We start from the raw sequence: 21,973 nt of genomic DNA, 5'->3' as shown, positions 1-21,973 counted from the left end.
CGTCTGCTTATCGGTCGCCGTAGCCGGTGGCTTAAGTGCCGCCCTGGCGACCCCCTTCACCAAGGGCCGGATGTGTGTCGCCGTCCACGACAACGGCCGGCGAGCGCTCAGAGGCTGAGAGTTTTTCGACGGTGCCCGAAAGGGGCACCCAGGCGACCCGGATCGAGGCGCAAAGCACAGCCATAGCTCGGGCTATGGCGAGCATTTGCAACGAAGAGCCGGGGCGTTTGGGGGTTCAAGACGAGCATCGGCGAAAGACTCTCAGCCTCTCCGACGCCGTGCATGGACCGGCCGCGCCCAGCCGCGTGGCCCCTGGGCGGTCCGCTCACCGCTTTGTCAGACCGCCCGAGGCTTGACCTTGCTGGCCGCCAGCACCGCCTGCCGGCGCGCGGTGTCCACATCGGCGTCGTGGACCAACGCCACCCCCATACGGCGCTTGACGAAGCTTTCGGGCTTGCCGAACAGGCGCAGGTCAGAGTTCGGCACCGACAGAGCCTCAGCCACCCCGTCGAACACCACCGCCTGCGCCTCGACGCCGCCATAAATCACCGCGCTGGCGCCCGGGCTCTTCAGCGAGGTATCCACCGGCAAGCCGAGGATGGCACGGGCATGCAGCTCGAACTCGTTCTGCCACTGGGTCGCCATCGTCACCATGCCGGTGTCGTGCGGTCGGGGGCTGACCTCGCTGAACCACACCTGGTCTGCCTTGACGAAGAGCTCCACGCCGAACAGGCCCCGGCCGCCCAGATTGCTGGTCACCGCCAGCGCGATCTGCTGGGCGCGCTCGAGCGCCAGCGGCGACATCGGTTGAGGCTGCCAGCTTTCCACATAGTCGCCGCTGACCTGCTTGTGGCCGATCGGGCTGCAAAAGTGGGTTTGGACCTGCCCGTCGGCTCCCAGCGCACGCACCGTCAACAGGGTGATCTCGTAGTCGAAGTCGATGAACCCCTCGACGATGACCCGGCCGTGGCTGACGCGCCCGCCCGCCATCGCATACTGCCAGGCCCGTGCCACATCGGCCGGGCCGTCGAGCTTGCTTTGCCCTTTGCCCGAGCTGCTCATCACCGGCTTCACGACGCAGGGATAGCCGATGGGCGGCTGGCCGTCCGCGCCGTCGATCGCCGCCTGCAGTTCCTCTTGAGAATTGCAGAAACGATAGGGGCTGGTCGGCAGGCCAAGGGTTTCAGCGGCCAGGCGGCGAATGCCTTCACGATCCATCGTCAAGCGGGCAGCGCGAGCGGTGGGGATCACCTGAACCACTCCCTGCGCCTCCAGCTCTTCCAGCATCGGTGTGGCGATGGCCTCGATCTCCGGGACGACCAGATCGGGCCGCTCGGCCTCGATCAGGGCCTTCAGCGCGGCAGGATCGCTCATCGTGATGGTGCGGGCGTGGTGTGCCACTTGCTGGCCCGGCGCGTTGTCGTAGCGATCGACGGCGATCGTCTCGACGCCCAGGCGCTGCAGCGCCATCAGCACCTCCTTGCCCAGCTCACCCGAGCCCAGCAGCATCACGCGCATCGCGGCCTTGGAAAGAGGCGTTCCCAGTGGTTTCATATCTCGGCTGACCGGCCCGCGCCGGCCCTGTGGGTCTGGACCCTGGATTGTCGCCAACCCGGCGCATCAGCGCACCGAGTTCTGTCGTCAAGTCACACCCGCAGGGCCCTCGGAGCCGACGGCTCTGCGGCATCATCCCGGCATGCCACGTCCGCTCACCCTCGATGACCTGCGCCGCTACGCCATCGCTCGCAGCCTCTTCAAGCCCACCACGCTGCCCCGTGCCATCGAACGCCTGGGCTTCGTCCAGGCCGACCCGATCCGCGCACCGGCGCGGGCGCAGGACCTGACGCTGCGCCACCGGGTCACCGGCTACGCCGCCGGTGACCTGGAGCGGCGCTATCCCCGCCTGGGCATCGAGGAAGACTTCTTTGTCAACTACGGGTTCCTGCCCCGGGCGCACCTGGCGTTGATGCACCCACGCACACCGCGCACCGTGTGGCCGGCGTCGAGGCTGGCGCAAGCCCACGAGGTGCTCGCCTTCGTCCGCGAAAGGGGCGCCGTGCACCCGCGCGAGGTGGACGCGCATTTCGCTCACGGCAAGACCCGCAACTGGTTCGGCGGCTCCAGCAATGCCAGCACCCAGTTGCTCGACCAGATGCACTACCGCGGCCTGCTGCGGGTGGCGCGTCGGGACAGTGGGGTGCGTGTCTACGCACCGGGCAACACGCACGAACCGGTGGATGATCCCGCCGAAGTGCACGCCCGCATGGACGCCCTCGTCGACCTGGTGGTCGCGAAGTACGCCCCCTTGCCGTTGGCAACGCTGGGCCAGTTGGTCAGCCGCGTGTTCATTGGGGCGCCGCAGTGGCAGTCTGATCGTGGCAAGGCCCTGGCCCGCGCCAAGGTGCGGCTGGCCAGGGCGAAGGTCAACGGCACCGACTGGTTCTGGCCGGTGGACGAAGACCCGTCCTCGCGGCGACACCGGGTGCCCGAGCGGGTGCACCTGTTGGCCCCGTTTGACCCAGTGGCCTGGGACCGACGCCGCTTCGAGCACTTCTGGGGTTGGGCCTATCGTTTCGAGGCCTACACGCCAGCGCCCAAGCGCCAACTGGGCTACTACGCGCTGCCGCTGCTGTGGCGAGACCAGGTGATCGGCTGGGCCAATGCCTCAGTGCGGCAAGACCGCCTGCAGGTCGATTGCGGTTACGTGGCCGGCAAGGCACCCCGAGATGCGAGCTTCAGACTGGCACTGGACGAAGAGCGCCAGCGGCTGGCCGACTTCCTGGGCGTGAGCACCTGATCCTGTCGCCGCGGCAGCTTCGGCCGCTCAGCGGCAGGCCAGCAGCGACGCCGCGACCTCGGCGAAACCTTCGCCACGCTCACGCTCGGTGACGAAGGTCGGCTTCACACGCAGCTCGTCCCAGAAGCGCGCCACGTTAGCCACCGCCACCGACAGCGGCATGCGCTCAAACATCAGCTGGTCGTTGGTGGAGTCCCCCACGTAGAGCCACTGGGCGGGATCGAATGCCGGGTCACCCAGCACTTGCACGGCCCAGTGCGCAGCCGTCCATTTGCTGTGCTCGCCGATCCAGCCATTCACGTGGATGGAGCTGACAGTTGCCGTCAATCCGTGCGAGCGCATCACCGCCACCACCTGATCGATCTGTGCCGGGGCCAGGTGGGCGAATTCACTGTGATCGATGGCGATATCGGTCAGGCGGCCTGCGCTGTCCCGCGCCAACACAGCGCCCGGCACCTCCTGCAGCACAGCCTGTGCGCAGGCACGCAGACGGGCCAGGTTGCGGTCGCGCTCCGGCGCGGCCTGGGCAAATTCATGCAGCAGCTCGCCGGTGGCTTGGCGGCGCAACATCACGCCACCGTTCTCGGCGACGATGGCGCGCACCGGCCAGCTCAGAGCGAAAGGCTCGCTCCAGCCCGCCGGCCGGCCTGTGATGGCGATGACGGGCAGGCCTGCCTGGTGCAGCGCATGCAGGGCCTGCAGGGCGGCGGGCTGAATGACACCGTCGCAGGTCAGGGTGTCGTCGATGTCGGTCAACACCCCCTTCAACCCGATCAGTCGCGATGGGGGCACGCGGGCCCAGGCCCGATCCGGTGTCCATGGAGCACGGCTCATGCGCGGCAGTGTCCCATGCGTGCTGAAATGCCTGCATGCCCAGCCCCGTGAACTTCGGCCGAGCGCTGCTGCCGCTGTGGCCGCTTGACCCCGCCATCACCTACCTCAACCATGGCACCGTCGGTGCCGTGCCGAAAGCGGTGATGGCCGCCCAGGCCGCGCTGCGTGACGAGATCGAAAGGCAACCCGCCCGGTTCCTGCTGCGGGAGCTCACCCCCATCGGCCGGCCCGACGAGGCGCCGGACCGTGCCCTGCCCGATGGCCCCCGATCCCGGTTGCGGGCGGCGGCGGCGGCCATCGCTCCGTGGTTCGGTGTGCAGGGCAACGACATCGTCTTCGTTGACAACGCCACCGCGGGGGCGAATGCCGTGCTGGCTTCGTTTCCGCTGCGGCCCGGCGACGAAGTGCTGGTGACCAACCGCACCTACGGCGCCGTCTCCCGGGCGGCCGCCCACCATGCCGCCCGCGCGGGCGCCACGGTCAGATCGGCCCACCTGCCCTTCCCCGTGGCCAGCGAGGATGAGTTGGTGGATGCGCTGGCCGCCGCCCTGGGCCCGCGCACACGGCTGGCCGTGCTCGACCACGTCAGCCCCGAGACGGCGCTGGTGATGCCGCTGGCCCGCCTGGCTGCGTTGTGCCGCGGGCGCGGCGTCGCCGTGCTGGCCGATGGCGCCCACGTGCCCGGCGCCATGGCGCTCGACATCCCCTCGCTCGGCGTCGACTTCTACACCGGCAACCTGCACAAATGGGCCTTCTCGCCGCGCAGCGCCGGCTTGCTGTGGGCAGCCCCCGAGCACCGAGCCAGCCTTCACCCGCCGGTGATCAGCTGGGGTGCTGGCGGCGGCTGGATCGCCGAGTTCGACTGGGTTGGCACGCGCGACCCGACGCCGTTTCTCTGCGCCCCGGACGGGCTGAAGTTCATCGACGAGCAGTTGGGGGGCCGCGAAGCCCTGTGGGCGCGCAACCATGCCTTCGCCCGGGAAGTGGCCGAGCAGTTGACGCACGAATGGGGCCTGGCATGGCGCACCCCGCCGTCGATGGTGGCCAGCATGGTGACGCTGCCGCTGCCCGAAGCGCATGGCCGTGGCGCCGGGGCGGCGACGCAACTCAAGAACCAGTTGCTCGCCGACGCCGCGATCGAAGCACAGATCCTGGCGATCGAGGATTCGGCCGGGCCGCCGGGACGGCTGTACTGGCGGTTCTCGGCGCAGGCCTACAACGACGCGCAGGACGTGGAGCGCTTCACGAAGGCCTTGGCCGCGTTCGCGGGCCGCCGCTAGAATCACACCTCGTTCCGAGGAGCGTTGCAAGGCCGACACCCCTGGCCCCAGGCTCGGAACCCCCCAAGGCCCTCGACGGGCTGCCCAGGCGATGTCCTCATCGCCGACCGTGCAGCGTCGCTGGCGACGACCTTGAGGCGATGCTTTTGCAACGGCGCTCACCCGCACCGATGGTGTCGTGGGTGGGCTGTGTGTCTTTTTTTCTCCACCCCTTCCACCGCAGGCGCGGGCGATCAGTCACGCCCGAACACGGAGAACCCCATGAACGCTGCCGTTCTGAAGACCACCCCCGATCACGCCATCGCCGACATCAAGCTCGCCGACTGGGGCCGCAAGGAAATCAAGATCGCCGAGACCGAGATGCCCGGCCTGATGGCGATCCGCGAAGAATTCGCCGCGAGCCAGCCGCTCAAGGGCGCGCGCATCACCGGCAGCCTGCACATGACGATCCAGACGGCCGTGCTCGTCGAGACGCTGCAAGCCCTCGGTGCCGAGGTGCGCTGGGCCTCTTGCAACATCTTCTCGACGCAAGACCACGCCGCCGCCGCCCTGGTGGCCGAAGGCACCCCCGTCTTCGCCTACAAGGGCGAGTCCTTGAAGGACTACTGGGACTACACCCACCGCATCTTCGAATTCGGCCCGGCCTTCACCGAAGGCGAAGGCCCGAACATGATCCTGGATGACGGCGGCGATGCCACGCTGCTGATGCACCTGGGCCAGCGCGCCGAGAAGGACGCCTCTCTGCTGGCCAACCCGGGCAGCGAGGAAGAGCGCGAGCTGTTCGCCGCGATCAAGGCCAAGCTGGCCGTCGACAAGAACTGGTACACCCGCAAGAGCGCCCAGATCATCGGCGTGACCGAAGAGACCACCACCGGCGTGCACCGCCTGAACGAGATGAGCGCCAAGGGCACGCTGCTGTTCCGCGCCATCAACGTCAACGACTCGGTCACCAAGAGCAAGTTCGACAACCTCTACGGCTGCCGCGAGAGCCTGGTCGATGGCATCAAGCGCGCCACCGACGTGATGATCGCCGGCAAGGTGGCCGTGGTCGCCGGCTATGGCGATGTGGGCAAGGGCTCGGCCCAGGCACTGCGCGCCCTGTCGGCGCAGGTGTGGGTCACCGAGATCGACCCCATCAACGCGCTGCAGGCCGCGATGGAAGGCTACCGCGTCGTCACGATGGACGAAGCCTGCTCGCAGGCCGACATCTTCGTCACCGCCACGGGCAACAAGAACGTGATCACCCACGATCACATGCTCAAGATGAAGGATCAGGCGATCGTCTGCAACATCGGCCACTTCGACAACGAGATCGACATTGCGTCGCTCGACAAGTACAAGTGGGAAGAGATCAAGCCGCAGGTCGACCACGTGATCTTCCCCGATGGCAAGCGCATCATCATGCTGGCCAAGGGCCGCCTGGTGAACCTGGGCTGCGCCACCGGCCACCCGAGCTACGTGATGAGCAGCTCGTTCGCGAACCAGACGATCGCGCAGATCGAGCTGTTCACCAAGCAGGCCGACTACGAAGTGGGCAAAGTCTATGTGCTGCCCAAGCACCTGGACGAGAAGGTGGCCCGCCTGCAGCTGAAGAAGCTCAACGCCAAGCTCACCGAGCTGACCGACGAGCAGGCCGCCTACATCGGCGTCTCCAAGGCCGGCCCCTACAAGCCCGACACCTATCGGTACTGACGCGGCCTTGGCGCGGCTAGCGCGCAGCCCGTCGTCGCAGAGTCGCCGGAGTTCCCCACGTACAGGACGTGCGTTCGCACTCCCGCGCCTCTGCGCCCGGTCCGCGGGCCGCTCGCCACACCGCTTGTCTTCGATTCAACATGCGAGCTGATCAACTCCTCGTGGCACAGGGCCTCGCCCCCAGCCGTTCGGCCGCTCAGCGGCTGATCGAGCGCGGTGCCGTGCGCTGGCTGGGCCCCAAAGGCTGGACGGTGCCGAAGAAGGCGGGTGACGACCTGCCCGAAGGCTGCGACATTGAAGTCACCGACGACGCCGAGCTCCGTTGGGCCTCCCGCGGCGGCCTGAAGCTGGAAGGCGCACTGCGCGACAGCGGCCTGTCGGTTCAGGGCCAAACGGCGCTGGACGTGGGCCAGAGCACCGGCGGATTCACCGATGTGCTGCTGGCCGCGGGCGCGAAGCGGGTGGTGGGCGTGGACGTGGGCCATGGCCAGTTGCACCCGAGACTGGCGGCAGACCCCCGCGTCGTCGGGCTCGAAGGCGTCAACGCCCGATCTTTGACCCGCGAGCAGCTGGGCGATGCCATGCCCGAGGTCGGCTTTGACTTCATCACCGGAGACCTGTCGTTCATTTCGCTGGGGCTGGTGCTGCCGGCCTTGGTGCCCCTGCTGTCGCTGCAGGGCACGCTGCTGATGCTGGTCAAACCCCAGTTCGAGCTGCAGCCGGTCGACATCGGCAAGAACGGCCTGGTCAAGAGCCCCGCCGCGTACGGCCATGTGGAAGCCAAGATGCGCAAGGCCTGCGCGCGACTCGGGCTTCAATGGGTGGCCTGGCGAGACAGCCCCACCACCGGCAGTGATGGCAACCGCGAGTTCTTCATCGAGGCCCGGCGGGCCCCGACCCCTTGAGACACCTTCATGACCGACACCTCGTCATCCCCTTCGTCGCGCCCCGTGCCGATCAGCTTCGAGTTCTTCCCGCCCAATACACCCGTCGGCAGCGACAAGCTGAAGACGGTGGTGAAGGAGCTGGCCGCGGTGCAGCCCGAGTTCTTCAGCGTCACCTACGGCGCCGGCGGCTCGACGCGCGAAAAAACGCTGGCCACCGTGCGCGACATCGCGGCGCTGGGCCATGAAGCCGCGCCGCACCTGAGCTGCGTCGGCTCGACCCGCGCCGGCATCGCCGAGATCCTGCAGACCTACCGCGAGCAAGGCATCCGCCGCCTGGTGGCATTGCGCGGCGACCTGCCCAGCGGCACGGCCACCGCCGGCGAGTTTCGCTACGCCAGCGAGCTGATCTCGTTCATCCGCGAGACCCAAGGCAACGACTGGCACATCGAGGTGGCGGCGTACCCCGAGTACCACCCGCAGCAGCGTTACGCGAAGCGCGACCTGCAGTTCTTCGCCGACAAGGTGCGCGCGGGCGCGAACTCGGCGATCACCCAGTTCTTCTTCAACCCTGACGCGTATTTCCACTTCGTCGACGAAGTGCGCGCCATGGGGGTGGACGTGCCCATCGTGCCGGGCATCATGCCCATCCACAACTACGCGCGTATCGCTCAGTTTGCGGCGCGGGACGGCATCGAGATCCCACGCTGGGCGGCGCTGAAGATGGAGGGTTTCCTCGACGACGCGGCCTCGATCCGCGCGTTCGGCCTGGACATCGTCACCCGGCTGTGCGAGCGGCTGATCGCCGGCGGCGCGCCCGGCATCCACTTCTACACGCTCAACCAGAGCCCGCTCACGCTGGAAATCTGTCGGCGCCTCGGGCGCTGAAGCCCGGCAGGTGTGGCGCCAGCGCATCGCGGTGCCTCACCAACTTCTGAGGCACGTCAAAACGTCGTGCCGTTTGCGGGTATGTCCGCAGTCGGGTTGCGTCACGGCAAGAGCGTAGGCAGGCGCCTTCGATGCAATGGAGCCATGGCACGCATGCCATGCCTATTGCAACCTAGAAGGAGAGTCTCATGAAGCGCCAACTCATCGCCCTGGCCGCGCTGGCCGCCACCCTGTCGCCGTTCGCCGCGCAGGCCCAGGATCAAGGTGATTGGATCGTCCGCGCCCGCGCCGTCAGCCTCACGTCCGAGAACGACGACTCGACCGGGCTGGACCTGTCGGTGAACGACAAGGTCATCCCCGAGGTCGACATCAGCTACTTCATCAACCCGAACTTCGCGCTCGAGTTGATCCTCACCTACCCGCAAAAGCACGACGTGAAGTCGGCCGGCGCCAAGATCGGCAGCCTCAAGCACCTGCCGCCGACGCTGACGGCGCAGTACCACTTCACCCAGCTGGGCGGTTGGCGGCCGTATGTGGGTCTGGGTCTGAACTACACCCACCTGTCAGACGTGCAGTTCAACTCCGACGTCGATGCGGCGCTGCAACCCTCTCTGAAGAAGGACAGCTTTGGCTGGGCTGCGCAACTGGGCACCGACATCCCGATGGGCGGTGGCTGGCTGCTGAACCTGGACGTCAAGAAGGTTCAGATCCAGACCGAAGTCTCGTCCTTCGGCAACAAGGTGGGTGACTTCAAGGTCAACCCCTGGCTGGCCAGCATCGGTTTCGGCAAGCGCTTCTGAACGCCTGAGCCGGGTCGCGCCCGGCCGTCGCTTTGGGCATGCAAGGCCTCCGCAGTCGGCGGCCCTGCATGGGCCTGAACGCGGCCACCCCGTCGCCACAGCGCTCAGCGCTGCCAGACCACCCCTTCTTCGGTCAGCACGGCGTCCAACGGGATGTCGTGCGGCTCGCCCTCGAGCCAGGGCACGAAGCCGTGCGCATAGCCCAGGCCCGCCGTGACCGGCCGCGGCTCGATGGCCGCGAGGGTGCGATCGTAAAAACCACCGCCGTAGCCCAGGCGAATGCCCTTGGGCCCATAGCCCACGCAGGGCACCAGCAGCAGCTCAGGGTGGAACTCTTCGGTGTCCTTCGGCTTGGGAATGCCGTAGGCGTCTTCTTCCATCGGGCAGCCGGGGTACCAGACGTGAAAACGCAGCTGCTTGGTCTCGCGATTCATCACCGGCAAGCCGATGCGGCGCTCGTCATGGCCCTCGCTCCAGCGATACAGCGCCGGTAGCGCGTCGAATTCGCCCTTGATCGGCCAGTAGGCGCCGATCGTCTTCTCACGCCGGGTGATCAGCCACACCTGCAGGACCTCCTGCAGGTCGGCGGCGCGCTGGTGGCGATCCAGCAGGCCCATGCGTTCGGCTTGCAATTGCTTGCGCAGCACGGCTTTGTCCCGGGAGGGCTCCAGATTCAGCTTGAACGGCAGCGTCATGACCGTGGCATGGGCGATACGGAGGTGTTGATTGTGCCGGGGCGGCGACGACGCGGGGTGTCGATCCGGCCTGACCTAAGGCCTTGATTTGGAAAGAAATCCACAAGAACTGTGGCAGCCAAATGACTGGTTATTGCTGTTTTAGCAATGGAGCGTTCGCCAGATCCATCTTGGTGCCCTCCGGTGCGCCACCTAGAGTCGGGTTTTCCCGGACTTCGCGTCCCTTCTGAAGACATCGGTACCCATGACCTCTCGCTCCCTGGCTCCCCTTGCTCTGGCCCTGGTCGCCGCGTTCAGCGGTAGCGCCTTCGCTCAGTCGTCCGTCACCGTGTACGGCCGGGTCGACCTGTCGGTCGCCCAGCAGGCTGACGCGGTCAAGAACAATGAAGTCCGCAACGGCTCGGGCAGCCGGCTGGGCTTCCGCGGCACCGAAGACCTGGGTGACGGTCTGAAGGCCGTGTTCCAGATCGAACACCGCTTCAACGCCGACGATGGCACGCAATCCAAGGCCGCCTTCTGGGACGGCAAGGCCATCGTCGGCCTCGAAGGTGGCTTCGGTCGCATCACGCTAGGCCGTGAAGACAACCCGGCCTACGCGCTGAGCCAGCTCGTGGCCGACCCGTGGGGCACGGACACCGTGGCCTCCAACAGCAGCATCGTCAACGGCCGCATCGGCACCAACCGCTACAGCAACGGCGTGAACTACCGCTTCAGCGCCAGCGGCTTCACCTTCGGCGCCCAAGTCGCCGAGGCCGACGGCAACACGCCCGCTTCCGGCGTGGCGGAGAAGCGCCCGTACAGCCTGGGCGGCGCCTGGACCAATGGCCCGATCGTGCTGGGCGTGGGTTACGAGAACCCGGCCGACGAAGACGACTACTGGGCCACCATCAACGGCAGCTACAACTTCGGCGTCGTCAAGGTGGGTGCATTCTTCGGCACCGGCCGCAACGGCAGCGACCAGAAGGCCCGCTCGTACCTGGTGTCGGCCACAGCGCCGATCGGCCAAGGCGAGCTGCGCGCCAGCTATGGCGAGCTGAAGAACACGACGGCCGACGTGATCAACGATCGCCAGTTCAGCCTGGGTTATCACTACGCCCTGTCCAAGCGCACAACGATTTATGCTGACGTCACGCACGAAGGCCGAGACAATGTGCCGGACAACCTGAAAACGACCGGTTACGACATCGGCATCAAGCACAACTTCTGATCGGCGCCGCCCGGCCGATCAACTCGACAACGTTTCAGAGGTCTCGGGCATGCTGCCGCGTGGGGACGCGGCACCCAGGCATGCTCAAGAGATGTTGGGGTCACCTTCACCGGTGACCCCTTTTTTTCGCCCGCGTGGGCCGCACGACCACGGTGGCCATGGCGCCAGCGGGGCGTTGTGTCGAATGCCACCGAATGTGACAGGGCGCAGCCCGACTCCGTTCGTACAGCCACCCGCCAGCCTGGGCGGCCTCGGTATCAGACTGGCCAGGTCACACGCGCCGCCCGGGCCCTAAACTCGCCCCATGCCTCTCAGCCCCCAGGCCCAGGAAACCGTGCGGTGGTGCAGCGAACTGCTGAGCCCGCTCGGTGCCGTGCGCGTCAAGCGCATGTTCGGTGGGCACGGGCTGTATGTCGACGAGGTTTTCGTCGCGATCATCATCGGCGAAGAGCTGTACTTGAAGACCGACGACGAGGGCCGGCCAGCCTTCGAGGCCGCGGGCTGTCGGCCCTTCGAGTTCGAGACCGCGAACGGCCGAAAGACCGCCACGAGTTACTGGAGCGCTCCGGCCGACGCCATGGATTCGCCGGCGCAGATGCTGCCCTGGGCACGGCAGGCGCTGGCTTCGGCGCTGCGGGCCAGGGCCAGCAAGCCACCCGCCAGGCCGCGCGCCGCGCGTGCCAAGGCCCCCGCCGCCAAGGCCACGAAACCGCCCAGGAAGGGCAGCGGGCCTGCCTGATCCGGCTCGGGCCGCCAGACCAGCCACACCGGATCGCCCGCCTGCCAGGCCTCGGCGGTCAACACGTCGCCCCGGCGCAGCCACAGGCGCTGGCCCGTGACGAGAACGTGGTCGTCCAGATCGCCGTCACGCGTCAGCCAGGCGCGGCCGGACTGGACGCTGACCCAGCCCGCATCGGTGGCCACCCAACGCCGCGCGTGCGGCAGGGCCAGGCTGCTGGGCTCGTCCAGCTCGGGCAGGGCCAGGGAAGCAAAAGGATGCGTGCTCATCATCAATCTCCTGTCGGTCAGGGACTGTTCCCCGATGGACTGCATCTTCGGCAATCTCTGGGGTTAACACCAATGCTTTCGACAAGCCCGATTGATCACATTTCGTTATGAATAAGCCGAGCACGCGCCCGCTGTCGCTGGACTTTCTTCGAAGCTTCGAGGCCGTGGCACGGCGGCTCAGCTTCAGCGCCGCCGCCGAAGACCTGCACCTCACCCAGCCTGCCATCAGCCGGCAGATCAAGAGCCTGGAGGAGGAACTCGGCGCCGCGTTGTTCAACCGTGGCACCCGACGCGTGGAGCTCACCCACGCGGGCCAAAGCCTGTTGCGTGCCGTCGAGCCGATGCTGGGGCGGCTCGACGCCACGGTGCGCCAGATCCGCCTCGCGCAGGGCCGTGCGCAGATCAGCCTGTCCACCTTTCCCTCGTTCGCGACGCTCTGGCTGATGCCGCGCTTGACCGATTTCGAGCGCAGCCACCCGGGCATCGACATCCGCCTGTCGGCGACGGACCGCCTGGCCGACACCGACGACCCCGAACTCGACCTGCTGTTGCGCCACTGCCGGCCCGAGCGCGCACCGCCGGGCTCTGAACGCATGTTCGGCGAGGTGCTCACGCCGGTGGTGAGCGCCCGCATGGCCGATGCCATCCAGCGCGGCGACGCACCACCGCTGTCCACACCCGCCGATCTGGCCCACCACACGCTGGTGGAAGTGGAGGACAACACGCCGGCCGCATCCGTCCTGGCCTGGCCGGCCTGGCTGTCAGCGCAGGGCTTGGCGCACATGGCGCCTCGCCGGTGGTACAGCGTGAATTTCAATCACCAGCAGATCCAGGCGGTGGTGGCCGGCCAAGGGGTCGGCCTGGCCTGGTTGCCGATGGTGCACGACGCGCTCGCCCGCGGCGAACTGGTCGAGCCCTTCGGCCCTGCCTTGCGGCTGCGATCGCCGTTCGCTTACTGGATGGTGCCGCTGCAACATGCCGCTCGCGCGGGGCGCGAGCCGCGGCCCGAACTGGCGGCGCTACTGGCCTTTGTGCGCCAGCACGCAGCCGAGACACGGCGCGCGATTGGCGAAAGCGAGCCGTCCGATGCGCCGGGCGCATCGCATCCATGACGAGATCGCATCACCAGCGCGGCGGGCTACCTCTAGCATCGGGGGCCCTCTTTCGCCCTGGACGGTGACCGCCCCATGCTGCAGCTCTACATCGGCAACAAGAACTACTCTTCCTGGTCCATGCGCCCCTGGGTGGCGCTGCGTCAGTTCGGCATCCCTTTCGAAGAGGTGATGCTGCGCTTCGACAGCTTCGACACCGGATCGGCCTTCAAGCAGTCGCTGGCGACAGTGACGCCGGCAGGCACCGTGCCGGTCCTGGTGGACGACGGGCTGGCCATCTGGGACACGCTCGCGATCGCCGAATACGTGGCCGAGCGCTTTCCGCAGCACGCCCTGTGGCCGCGCGACGGCCACGCCCGCGCCCGGGCGCGCAGCCTGTGCGCCGAGATGCACGCCGGCTTTCGCGCCCTGCGCAGCCACTGCGGCATGAACATCGAAGCCCACCTGCCCGAGGTGGGCGCCCGCGTCATGGCCGAACAACCCGCGGTGCGAGCCGACCTGGCGCGGCTGACACAGGCCTGGGAAGACGCGCTGGCGCATTCGGGAGGCCCTTTCCTGTTTGGAAACTACAGCTGGGCCGATGCCTTCTTCGCGCCGGTGGTGGCGCGGGTGCGCACCTATGGCCTGCCGTTGGCCGGCCCGGCCGCCGCCTGGGCCGACCACCTGTGGGCCTCAGCAGGTGTCCAGGCCTGGGTGGCCGGCGCGCTGGCCGAGCGCGACTTCCTGCCTTTCGAAGAACCCTACCGCACCGCGCGCTGAGCACGAGAGAGCCTACGGCAAGCCCTCGCACACCGAGCGCCGTCAGGGGCTGCGGTACATTGACCGCATGCCCCGTTTCTTCTTCACGCACGCCGCGTGGCGTCGGGCCGCTGCCATGGCCATCGCGTGGTCTGGCGTGGTGCTCGGCGCGGCGCTGTTCAGCCCTACCTCGGCCCTGGCCCAGACACCGTCGCCCGCGAGCGACCGCGACGAACTCATCCGCGCCGCACGCGATGCCTTTGCCAAGCGCGACCGCACCAAGCTCTCTTCGCTCCGCGCCCAGGCACTCGACGCTCGCCACCCACTGGCCCCTTGGGTCGACTACTGGGAGTTGACCTCGCGGCTGGGCGAGGCCCGCACCGACGAGGTCGAGGCCTTCTATGCGCGCTGGCCCGGCAGCTACGTCGAAGACCGGCTGCGCAACGATTGGCTGCTCGAACTCGGCCACCGGCGCGATTTCGACACCTTCGCGCGCGACCTGCCTCGCTTCAAGATGAACGACGACCGCGAGGTGACCTGCTACGCGCAGCTGATCGACCACCTCGCCGGCAAGGACGTTCGCGACACCGCCCGTCGGGCGTGGATGGCGCAACGCGAGCCCGATGAGGGCTGCCAGTTGCTCGGCCAGACACTGTTCGAGGCGAAAGTGCTGACGCCCGACGATGTGCTGCGCAAGCTGCGCCATGCCACCGAGAACAACCGCCAGAAGCTGGCGCGCCAGACGGCCTCGCTGTTCAGCGAAGCTGCCGGCAAGGCCATGGCCGACATCTTCGACAACCCGGCGCGCTACCTGGCGCTGAAAGCCAACGCCATCGGCCACCTGCGCACCGAGCTGGCATCGCTGGCGATTGCGCGAGTGGCGGCCAACGACCTGGACGCCGCCATTCGCCTGCTCGACGACCGCTGGGGCGACATCCTCGGCGCCGAACACGGCGCCTGGGCCCGGGCACAGGTGGCCAAGCAGGCCGCCCTCGGCCTCAAGCCTGAAGCCCTGGCCCATGTGCGGACGGCCTGGAAGACGCTGCCCAAGAAGCTCGAAGACACGCCCGACTGGAGCGACGAAACACTGGGCTGGCTGGCCCGTGCGGCCTTGCGCCAAGGCGAAGGCGCCGAACGGTGGCGGCTGGCGCAACGCGCGATCGACGCGATGAGCATCACCGAGCGCAATGACCCCACCTGGCAGTACTGGCGCGCCCGTGCCGTGCAGGCGCAGGCCAAGCCGGGTGAAGCCGGTGACGCCGCCCGCGCCGAGGCCCGGCAGGTGATGGAAACACTCGCCGGGCAACTGCACTTCTACGGCATGCTCGCCGCCGAGGAACTGGGCGCCCCCCCGGCCCTGCCCGCGCGGCCCACGGCGCCCAGCGACACCGAACGCAGCGCGGCGCGGGCCCGCCCCGGTTTGCAGCGGGCACTCGCCGCCATCGGCATCGGCCTGCGCAACGAAGGGGTGCGCGAGTGGAACTTCACCCTCATCGGCATGAGTGATCGCGAGCTGCTGGCTGCGGCGCAATGGGCCTGCGAGCGCGAGATCTGGGACCGCTGCATCAACACCAGCGAGCGCACGAAATCGGAGATCGACGTCGAGCAGCGCTTTCCGATGCCCATGCGCGCCGAGGTGCTCGCCAAGGCGAAGGACATCGACCTCGACCCGGCCTACGTGTACGGCCTGATCCGGCAGGAGTCGCGCTTCATCATGGATGCGCGCTCTCACGTCGGCGCCTCGGGGCTCATGCAGATCATGCCTGCCACCGCGCGCTGGACGGCCAAGAAGATCGGCCTGGACTACAAGCCCACGATGATCACCGACCGGGACACCAACCTGCGCCTGGGCACCGCCTACCTGAAGCTGGTGCTGGACGACCTGAGTGGCTCGCAGGCCATGGCCGCCGCCGCCTACAACGCCGGGCCGGGACGGCCGCGCCGCTGGCGCGAAGGCCCCGTCGTCGAGCCGGCCATCTGGGCCGAAAACATCCCCATCAACGAGACACGGGACTATGTGAAGAAGGTGCTGTCCAACGCCACCATCTACGCGGGCCTGATCGGCGGCAAACCGGCCTCGCTGAAGGCGCGTCTGGGTCGTTCGATCGGGCCGCGCGCAGCCGGTGCGCCGCCGGTGGACGCGGACCTGCCTTGATCCTCACCGGGGTGTTCTGACCATGCACGACTTGCCGAAACGGCTTGAGCAATCCGAGGCCTACTGGCTGATCATCGGCGGCACCGGCTTCGTGGGGCGTGCGCTGGCCGAGGTGCTGAGCCGGCCTGCCCACCAGGCGCGCAGACCGCGCCTGCTCGTGCCCACTCGGCACCGGGCCCATGCACAGCGGTTGAGCCATTTGCCCACGGTCGACGTGGTGCAAGCCGACGTGCACGACGATGGCGACCTGCAGCGCCTCGTGGCGGGCGCCTCGGCCATCGTGAACCTCGTCGGGGTGCTGCACGGCGACGAAGCGGCTTTCGACCGGGCCCATGCGGCGCTGCCCCGGCGGCTGGCCCAGGCGTGCCAGGCCGCCGGCGTGCGTCGCGTGGTGCATGTGAGCGCGATCGGCGCCAGTGCCGAGGCCCCCTCGAAGTACCTGCGCAGCAAGGCCCGCGGCGAGGCCTTCCTGCGCGCGGCCGACCTGGACCTCACCATCCTGAGACCTTCGGTGGTGTTTGGCGCGCAGGACCAGTTCCTCAACCTCTTCGCACGCCTTCAGCGGGTGCTGCCGCTGATGGCGTTGGCCGGTGGTGAGGCCCGGTTCGCGCCGGTGTGGGTGGGCGACTTGGCCGAGGCCATCGCCCGCTGCCTGGAACAACCCGCCACCATCGGTCAAACCTACGAGTGCGTGGGGCCCGAGGTCCTGACGCTGGCGCAGCTGGTGCAAGCCGCCGGACGGTACGCGGGCCATGCCCGCCCCATCGTGCCGCTGCCGATGTGGATGGGCCGGCTGCAGGCGGCCTTGTTCGAATGCCTGCCTGGCGAGCCGCTGATGAGCCGCGACAACCTCGACTCCATGCAAGTGCCCAACATCGCCACGCCAGGCCAGCCGGGGCTGCCCGCGCTGGGCATCCAGCCCGCCACGCTCGACAGCGTCGCCCCGGGATACCTGAGCCCCCGACACGGCACGTCGCGGCTTGAGGCCCTGCGCGCCCGACACCCGACATGAAGCGCTACATCGTCGGTGGCGCGGTGCGCGACGCCCTGCTGGGCCGGCCGGTCAACGACCACGACTGGGTGGTGGTGGGCAGCACCCCTGAGGACATGGTGGCGGCCGGCTACCTGCCGGTGGGCAAGGATTTCCCTGTCTTCCTTCACCCGCACACCCATGAAGAGCATGCGCTGGCGCGCACCGAGCGCAAAACGGCGCCGGGCTACCGTGGCTTCGTCGTGCATGCAGACCCAAGCGTCACGCTCGAAGAGGATCTGCTTCGCCGCGACCTCACCATCAATGCGATGGCGCGTGACGAGGACGGGCGACTGATCGACCCCTACGGTGGTGCGCGCGATCTCGAGGCCCGCGTGCTGCGGCACGTGAGCGACGCCTTCGCCGAAGACCCGGTGCGCATCCTGCGGCTGGCGCGCTTCGCCGCGCGCTTCGAGGGCTTCACGGTGGCTCCGGAGACCCTTGCGCTGGTGCGGCAGATGGTCGAGGCCGGCGAGGTGGATGCGCTGGTGGCCGAACGGGTGTGGCAAGAGCTGTCCACGGGCCTGATGGAAAAGACGCCCAGCCGAATGCTGCAGGTGCTGCGCGATGGCGGGGCGCTGGCACGTCTGCTGCCCGAAGTCGACCGGCTGTACGGTGTGCCGCAGCCCGAGGCGCACCACCCGGAGATCGACACCGGCGTGCACCTGGAGATGGTGCTCGACCAGGCCGCCACGCTGCAGACCCCGCTCACCGTGCGCTACGCCTGTCTCTGCCACGATCTGGGCAAGGGCACGACACCGCCGGCCGAGTGGCCGCGCCACATCGAACACGAAGGCCGCAGCGAAGCCTTGGCCCGTGACATGTCTGCCCGCCTGAAGGTGCCCACCGAGCCAGCTGAGCTGGCGTTGCTGGTGGCACGTGAACACAGCAACATCCACCGAGCGGCCGACCTGCGGCCTGCCACCATCACCCGGTTGTTCGAACGCTGCGACGCATTCCGCCGGCCGCATCGCTTCAGCGAAGCGCTCTGGGCCTGCGAATGCGATGCGCGTGGCCGGCTGGGCCACGCGTCGCGCCCCTATCCGCAGCGCGATCGGCTGCAAACGGCCCTCGACGCCGCGCTGCAGGCCGACGTGAAGACCGTCGCCCGTGAGGCCCAGGCGCAGGGCCTGAGCGGGCCGCAGATCGGCGAGCGGGTGCACATGGCGCGTGTGGACGCGGTGCGACGCGCGCTGAACGACGACGCCGACTGAGCCGATGCGGCCTCACGCCGCGGCCGCCACCGGGCCCGGTACGGCGGCCGAGGGATCTCCGGCGGCGCCTTCAGCGGGATCGTGCCCCGCCACCACCGCTTGCACCGGAGCCTGCGCCTGAAGCCACTGGGCCCGCGCCTGCACCAGAGCCTGCCGGACCTGCGCAATGGCGCGCCGGCGCATCGGCCCCACACCCCGCACATCATCGGGCAGGCTGGCGATCTCTCGCGCCTGGGCCTGGTTGGCCACGCTGAGGGTCGGCAGCATGTCGCGCAGCATCGCCTCGTACTCGTCGGTCAACGCACGGCCGGCCCGGTGGGTGGGCTGCCAGGCGTGCAGATCCAGCGACGTGCCACGCAGCACGCGGCACGCCGCCCACACCCGCAGCAAAGGCACCGCCCAAGGGCCGAGCGACAGCTTGCGCACGCCGCCGCGGCCGTCTCGCCGCGGCCACCACGGCAGCGCGATCTGCATGGTGAACCGGGGGTGGCCTTCGAAGCGGCGCGACAGCTCGGCCTGCAGGCTGCCATCACTCAGCCGTCGAGCCACCTCATAGCCATCGGGCACCTGCAACAGGCGCGAGAACTGTTCGGCGACCAGACGGGTGAGTGGCCGACCTTCGATGCCCAAGGCGGCCTCGCGCGACGAGAGCTTGTCGATGAGACGCAGGTAACGCGATGCCAACCGCCGGTTGCCGGCATAGCGCAGCAAGCGGTTGCGCTGCCGGCGTATCAATTCGGACAGCCGGATCTCGCGGGTGCCCGACATGAACGCCGGCAGCACCGGCGCCCAACTGGCCGATTGCGCCTGCCGCTGCAGGCGTTGTGGCCGGGCCGCAGCCAGCCGGCCGAGGCTGAGCGCATCCAGATTCAGCTCCACATCGATGCCCTGCTGCTGGATGGCACGCCGCAGGCTGGCCAGCGACACCGGCAACATGCCCAATTGCCACGCCATGCCCAGCAACAGCACATAGGCCGGCAAGCCGTCGCCGAGCAGGCGCTCGGACAAGGCGTACGCATCGCAGGCATGCAGGCCTTGTTCACCCACCGCATCCTGAAGCTTCGACAGCATCGCCTGGATGGGCAGCGGCTTGCCCGAGGCCAGCTTGCTTTGGGCGGTGGGCGTCTCGTGCAGATGCGCCAGCACACGCGTGCGGCCGCGGCGCAAGGTCGCCATCACGTCGTCGCCCGCGGCCACCACCAGGTCGCAAGCCAGCAGCGCATGGGCCTGTCCGACATCGATGCGGGCCTGGTTCAACAGCGCCCCCGAACCAGCGATGCGCACCGTGCTGACGGCAGCTCCCCCCTTCTGCGCAAAGCCCATCAGGTCCAGCGCACGGGCCGACAGCCCGTCCAGATCTGCGGCACGTACCAGCAGTTGACTCAGGGTGACGACGCCCGCACCCCCCACGCCGGCCAGCACCACGTTGTAGTCGGCCGGCAGCGCCGGCCAGGTCGGCTCCGGCAGGCGCGCACAGGCGGCTTCCAGACGGGTGCGGTCGGCGGGCCGGCGCAGGCCGCGCCGCGGGCGCCCGCCGTGCACCTGCACGAAGGCGTGGCAAGCCGACTGTTGGCAGACCTGATCGGCGTTGCACGCCGAGAGATCGACCTGTCGTTTGCGAACGCCGCCGCGGTGGACGGGCACCACCGCCATGCAGCCCGCCACGCGGTCGCACTCACCGCATCCGTCGCACAGTGGCTGGTGGATGTGGCTTCGCATCGGCAGATCGGGCCGCAGGTGGCGATTGCGCAGTCGCCGCTTCTCGGAGGCGCACATCTGGTCATAGACGAGCACCGAAACGCCGGGCCACTCACGCAGCTCGCGCTGCACTGCGTCGAAATCGTCGCGCGTGTGCACGCTCACGCCACGCGGCAGGTCTGACGGACGCCAGGCGGTGGTGCCGTCCGAGCCGATGACCACCGCGATGCGCTGCACCCCCTCGGCCCGCACCTGGGCCACGAGTGACGGCACGGTCAGCTTTCCGTCCAGCGCCTGGCCTCCTGTCATGCCCACGGCATCGTTGAACAGCAGCTTGAAGGTGACGCGGGTGCCCGCCGCCACGGCCTGGCGGATGGCCAGGTGCCCGGAGTGGAAGTAGGTGCCATCGCCCAGGTTCTGGAACACGTGCGGCTCGCGGGTGAAGCGCGATGCGGCGATCCAGTCCACGCCTTCGCCACCCATCTGCGTCGAGCCGGTGGTCTGGCGCTGCATCCAACTGGCCATGAAGTGGCAGCCGATGCCCGCCAGCGCCCGCGAGCCCGCCGGCACCTGGGTGGAAGTGCTGTGCGGGCAGCCGCCGCAGAAGTAAGGCTCGCGCTGGGGCAGCGTTGCTTCCGCGGCCGGCGCTTCAGCCGGCACCAACGACAGCACAGGGCGCGGAGGCGGCGTGATGCCGCGCGCCTGGCCCCGCCAGGTTTGCCAGGCTATCTCGATCATCGAGGGCCGCAATGGCTCGACGCTGGGCAGCAGGGGGCGACCCCACACATCGTGCTTGCCGCAGACCTGGGGCCGCTCGCCGGCCGGCAGGTCGTACAACAGATCACGCAATTGCCGCTCGACGATGGGTGCCTTCTCCTCGATGACCAGCACATGGTCGAGGCCGCTCATCAGCGCCCGCACACGGGTCGGCTCCAGCGGGTAGACCAGACCCACCTTGTACAGGCGGATGCCTGCGGCCTCCAGCTGCGGCATGCCCATGCCTTCGCGGCGCAGCACTTCGACGAAATCGCCATGCGCCTTGCCGACGGTGATGACGCCCAACTTGGCGTCGACGGGATCGGCCAGCACGCGGTCCACCGCGTGGACCCGAGCGAATTCGCGCACCGCCTGCAGCTTGGTTTCCAACCGGGCTTCCAGCGCCAACGAAGGCGGATCGGACGCCCTCACATGCACCGGCTCGGGGGGCTTCCAGCGCACCTGCACGGGGCTGAACAGCGGCACCGGGCGCACATCCACCGTCGACGTGGAGGCCACCACCTCCGACACCGCCTTGAAGCCCACCCAGGCGCCAGAAAAGCGCGACAGCGCCCAGCCGTACAGGCCGAACTCGATGTACTCGGCCACGTCCGCCGGGTGCAGCACCGGCATGGACCAGGCTTGCATCACCGCATCGCTCTGAAACGACATCGTCGATGACATGCAGCCGTGGTCTTCACCCACCACCACCAGCACGCCGCCCAGCCGGCTGCTGCCATACACGTGGCCGTGGCGCAGCGCGTCGCCTGCCCGATCGAGGCCCGGGCCCTTGCCGTACCAGAGGCAGTGCACGCCGTCGACGCGCCGGCGCGGATCCAGCGACACCCGCTGAGCGCCCAGGCAGGCGGTGGCGGCGAATTCCTCATTGATGGCCGGAAGGAACTCGATGTCCCAGCGTTTGAGCAGCGACTGCTGCTGGCCCAGCAGTTGATCGAGACGCCCCAGCGGGCTGCCCCGGTAGCCGCTGACGAACGCCGCGGTCGACAATCCGCCGGCCCGATCGCGGCGCCGCTGCGCGATGAGCAAGGCCAGCAACGCTTGCGTGCCATTGACGATGGAGGCCTGCACGGCGGCTGCCGGGTCTCCCCCCGCTGCCGAATGCCGCTCAGCCTTGGGCCGGATCAGAGTGGCGCCCATACATCTCCTGTCGCTCAGAGATTGTCA

17 protein-coding genes, 1 pseudogene and 1 riboswitch are annotated in these 21,973 nt (G+C 68.5%); of the genes and pseudogenes, 13 read left to right on the top strand and 5 right to left on the bottom strand.

Annotated features, from left to right (window positions below; genetic code table 11):
- Positions 1-336 precede the first annotated feature (336 nt).
- A complete protein-coding gene (gene purT / locus AACH06_RS16575; RefSeq protein WP_341426852.1) occupies positions 337-1,554 on the bottom strand; it encodes a formate-dependent phosphoribosylglycinamide formyltransferase in 1,218 nt (405 codons plus the stop codon).
- A 142-nt stretch (positions 1,555-1,696) separates the two neighbouring features.
- Here purT and AACH06_RS16570 point away from each other — a divergent pair, with 142 nt between their 5' ends.
- Positions 1,697-2,797, top strand: a complete 1,101-nt coding sequence (locus AACH06_RS16570; protein ID WP_341426851.1) for a DNA glycosylase AlkZ-like family protein — start codon at positions 1,697-1,699, stop codon at positions 2,795-2,797.
- 27 nt (positions 2,798-2,824) lie between these two features.
- Here the strand turns inward: AACH06_RS16570 and AACH06_RS16565 are convergent, their stop codons facing one another.
- On the bottom strand, positions 2,825-3,631 hold the full coding sequence (locus AACH06_RS16565) for an HAD family hydrolase (protein WP_341426850.1): 807 nt from the start codon (positions 3,629-3,631) through the stop codon (positions 2,825-2,827).
- 35 nt (positions 3,632-3,666) lie between these two features.
- Here AACH06_RS16565 and AACH06_RS16560 point away from each other — a divergent pair, with 35 nt between their 5' ends.
- The 5 genes from AACH06_RS16560 to AACH06_RS16540 all read left to right on the top strand — a co-directional run bounded on the left by AACH06_RS16560 (position 3,667) and on the right by AACH06_RS16540 (position 9,175).
- On the top strand, positions 3,667-4,911 hold the full coding sequence (locus tag AACH06_RS16560) for an aminotransferase class V-fold PLP-dependent enzyme (protein WP_341426849.1): 1,245 nt from the start codon (positions 3,667-3,669) through the stop codon (positions 4,909-4,911).
- A 10-nt stretch (positions 4,912-4,921) separates the two neighbouring features.
- A riboswitch (S-adenosyl-L-homocysteine riboswitch) is annotated at positions 4,922-5,078 on the top strand.
- 94 nt (positions 5,079-5,172) lie between these two features.
- The gene (gene ahcY, locus AACH06_RS16555; protein ID WP_341426847.1) at positions 5,173-6,603 is read left to right on the top strand and encodes an adenosylhomocysteinase; all 1,431 of its coding nucleotides are present in this window, start codon (positions 5,173-5,175) and stop codon (positions 6,601-6,603) included.
- Between the two features lie 140 nt (positions 6,604-6,743).
- Positions 6,744-7,508, top strand: a complete 765-nt coding sequence (locus tag AACH06_RS16550; RefSeq protein ID WP_341426846.1) for a TlyA family RNA methyltransferase — start codon at positions 6,744-6,746, stop codon at positions 7,506-7,508.
- 9 nt (positions 7,509-7,517) lie between these two features.
- A complete protein-coding gene (gene metF, locus AACH06_RS16545; protein WP_341426845.1) occupies positions 7,518-8,375 on the top strand; it encodes a methylenetetrahydrofolate reductase [NAD(P)H] in 858 nt (285 codons plus the stop codon).
- A gap of 188 nt (positions 8,376-8,563) precedes the next feature.
- A complete protein-coding gene (locus AACH06_RS16540; RefSeq protein WP_341426844.1) occupies positions 8,564-9,175 on the top strand; it encodes an OmpW/AlkL family protein in 612 nt (203 codons plus the stop codon).
- A gap of 104 nt (positions 9,176-9,279) precedes the next feature.
- On the opposite strand, the gene AACH06_RS16535 is transcribed toward AACH06_RS16540, so the two are convergent.
- Positions 9,280-9,870, bottom strand: a complete 591-nt coding sequence (locus AACH06_RS16535; protein ID WP_341426843.1) for a 5-formyltetrahydrofolate cyclo-ligase — start codon at positions 9,868-9,870, stop codon at positions 9,280-9,282.
- Positions 9,871-10,114: 244 nt separating this feature from the next.
- On the opposite strand from AACH06_RS16535, the gene AACH06_RS16530 reads away from it, so the two are divergent.
- Both AACH06_RS16530 and AACH06_RS16525 read left to right on the top strand, forming a co-directional pair.
- On the top strand, positions 10,115-11,077 hold the full coding sequence (locus AACH06_RS16530; RefSeq protein ID WP_341426842.1) for a porin: 963 nt from the start codon (positions 10,115-10,117) through the stop codon (positions 11,075-11,077).
- A 304-nt stretch (positions 11,078-11,381) separates the two neighbouring features.
- A pseudogene (locus AACH06_RS16525) lies at positions 11,382-11,645 on the top strand (TfoX/Sxy family protein); the annotation flags it as partial.
- On the opposite strand, the gene AACH06_RS16520 reads toward AACH06_RS16525, so the two are convergent.
- Positions 11,630-12,085 carry a DUF2917 domain-containing protein gene (locus AACH06_RS16520; RefSeq protein WP_341426841.1) on the bottom strand — a complete coding sequence of 152 codons (456 nt, stop codon included), beginning with the start codon at positions 12,083-12,085 and terminating at the stop codon, positions 11,630-11,632. The pseudogene AACH06_RS16525 and the gene AACH06_RS16520 overlap by 16 nt on opposite strands.
- A 107-nt stretch (positions 12,086-12,192) precedes the next feature.
- On the opposite strand from AACH06_RS16520, the gene AACH06_RS16515 reads away from it, so the two are divergent.
- From AACH06_RS16515 to AACH06_RS16495, 5 genes are all read left to right on the top strand, one after another.
- Positions 12,193-13,197: a LysR family transcriptional regulator gene (locus AACH06_RS16515; RefSeq protein ID WP_341426840.1), complete on the top strand. Its 1,005-nt coding sequence runs from the start codon at positions 12,193-12,195 to the stop codon at positions 13,195-13,197.
- Positions 13,198-13,272: 75 nt separating this feature from the next.
- The gene (locus tag AACH06_RS16510; protein ID WP_341426839.1) at positions 13,273-13,956 is read left to right on the top strand and encodes a glutathione S-transferase family protein; all 684 of its coding nucleotides are present in this window, start codon (positions 13,273-13,275) and stop codon (positions 13,954-13,956) included.
- Positions 13,957-14,071: 115 nt separating this feature from the next.
- Complete coding sequence (locus AACH06_RS16505; protein WP_423222045.1) at positions 14,072-16,090, top strand: lytic transglycosylase domain-containing protein; 2,019 nt, start codon at positions 14,072-14,074, stop codon at positions 16,088-16,090.
- Between the two features lie 22 nt (positions 16,091-16,112).
- Complete coding sequence (locus AACH06_RS16500; RefSeq protein ID WP_341426837.1) at positions 16,113-17,102, top strand: complex I NDUFA9 subunit family protein; 990 nt, start codon at positions 16,113-16,115, stop codon at positions 17,100-17,102.
- The gene (locus AACH06_RS16495) at positions 17,099-18,334 is read left to right on the top strand and encodes a multifunctional CCA addition/repair protein (protein WP_341426836.1); all 1,236 of its coding nucleotides are present in this window, start codon (positions 17,099-17,101) and stop codon (positions 18,332-18,334) included. The genes AACH06_RS16500 and AACH06_RS16495 overlap by 4 nt, the downstream gene beginning before the upstream one ends.
- A 12-nt stretch (positions 18,335-18,346) precedes the next feature.
- Here the strand turns inward: AACH06_RS16495 and AACH06_RS16490 are convergent, their stop codons facing one another.
- Positions 18,347-21,946, bottom strand: a complete 3,600-nt coding sequence (locus tag AACH06_RS16490; RefSeq protein WP_341426835.1) for an indolepyruvate ferredoxin oxidoreductase family protein — start codon at positions 21,944-21,946, stop codon at positions 18,347-18,349.
- Positions 21,947-21,973: the final 27 nt, after the last annotated feature.

The organism is Ideonella lacteola (genome assembly GCF_038066555.1).
GTDB classification, from domain to species: domain Bacteria; phylum Pseudomonadota; class Gammaproteobacteria; order Burkholderiales; family Burkholderiaceae_C; genus Ideonella; species Ideonella lacteola.
Note: the sequence above shows the minus strand (reverse complement) of the source record. Positions and strands in the feature narration are given on the sequence as shown.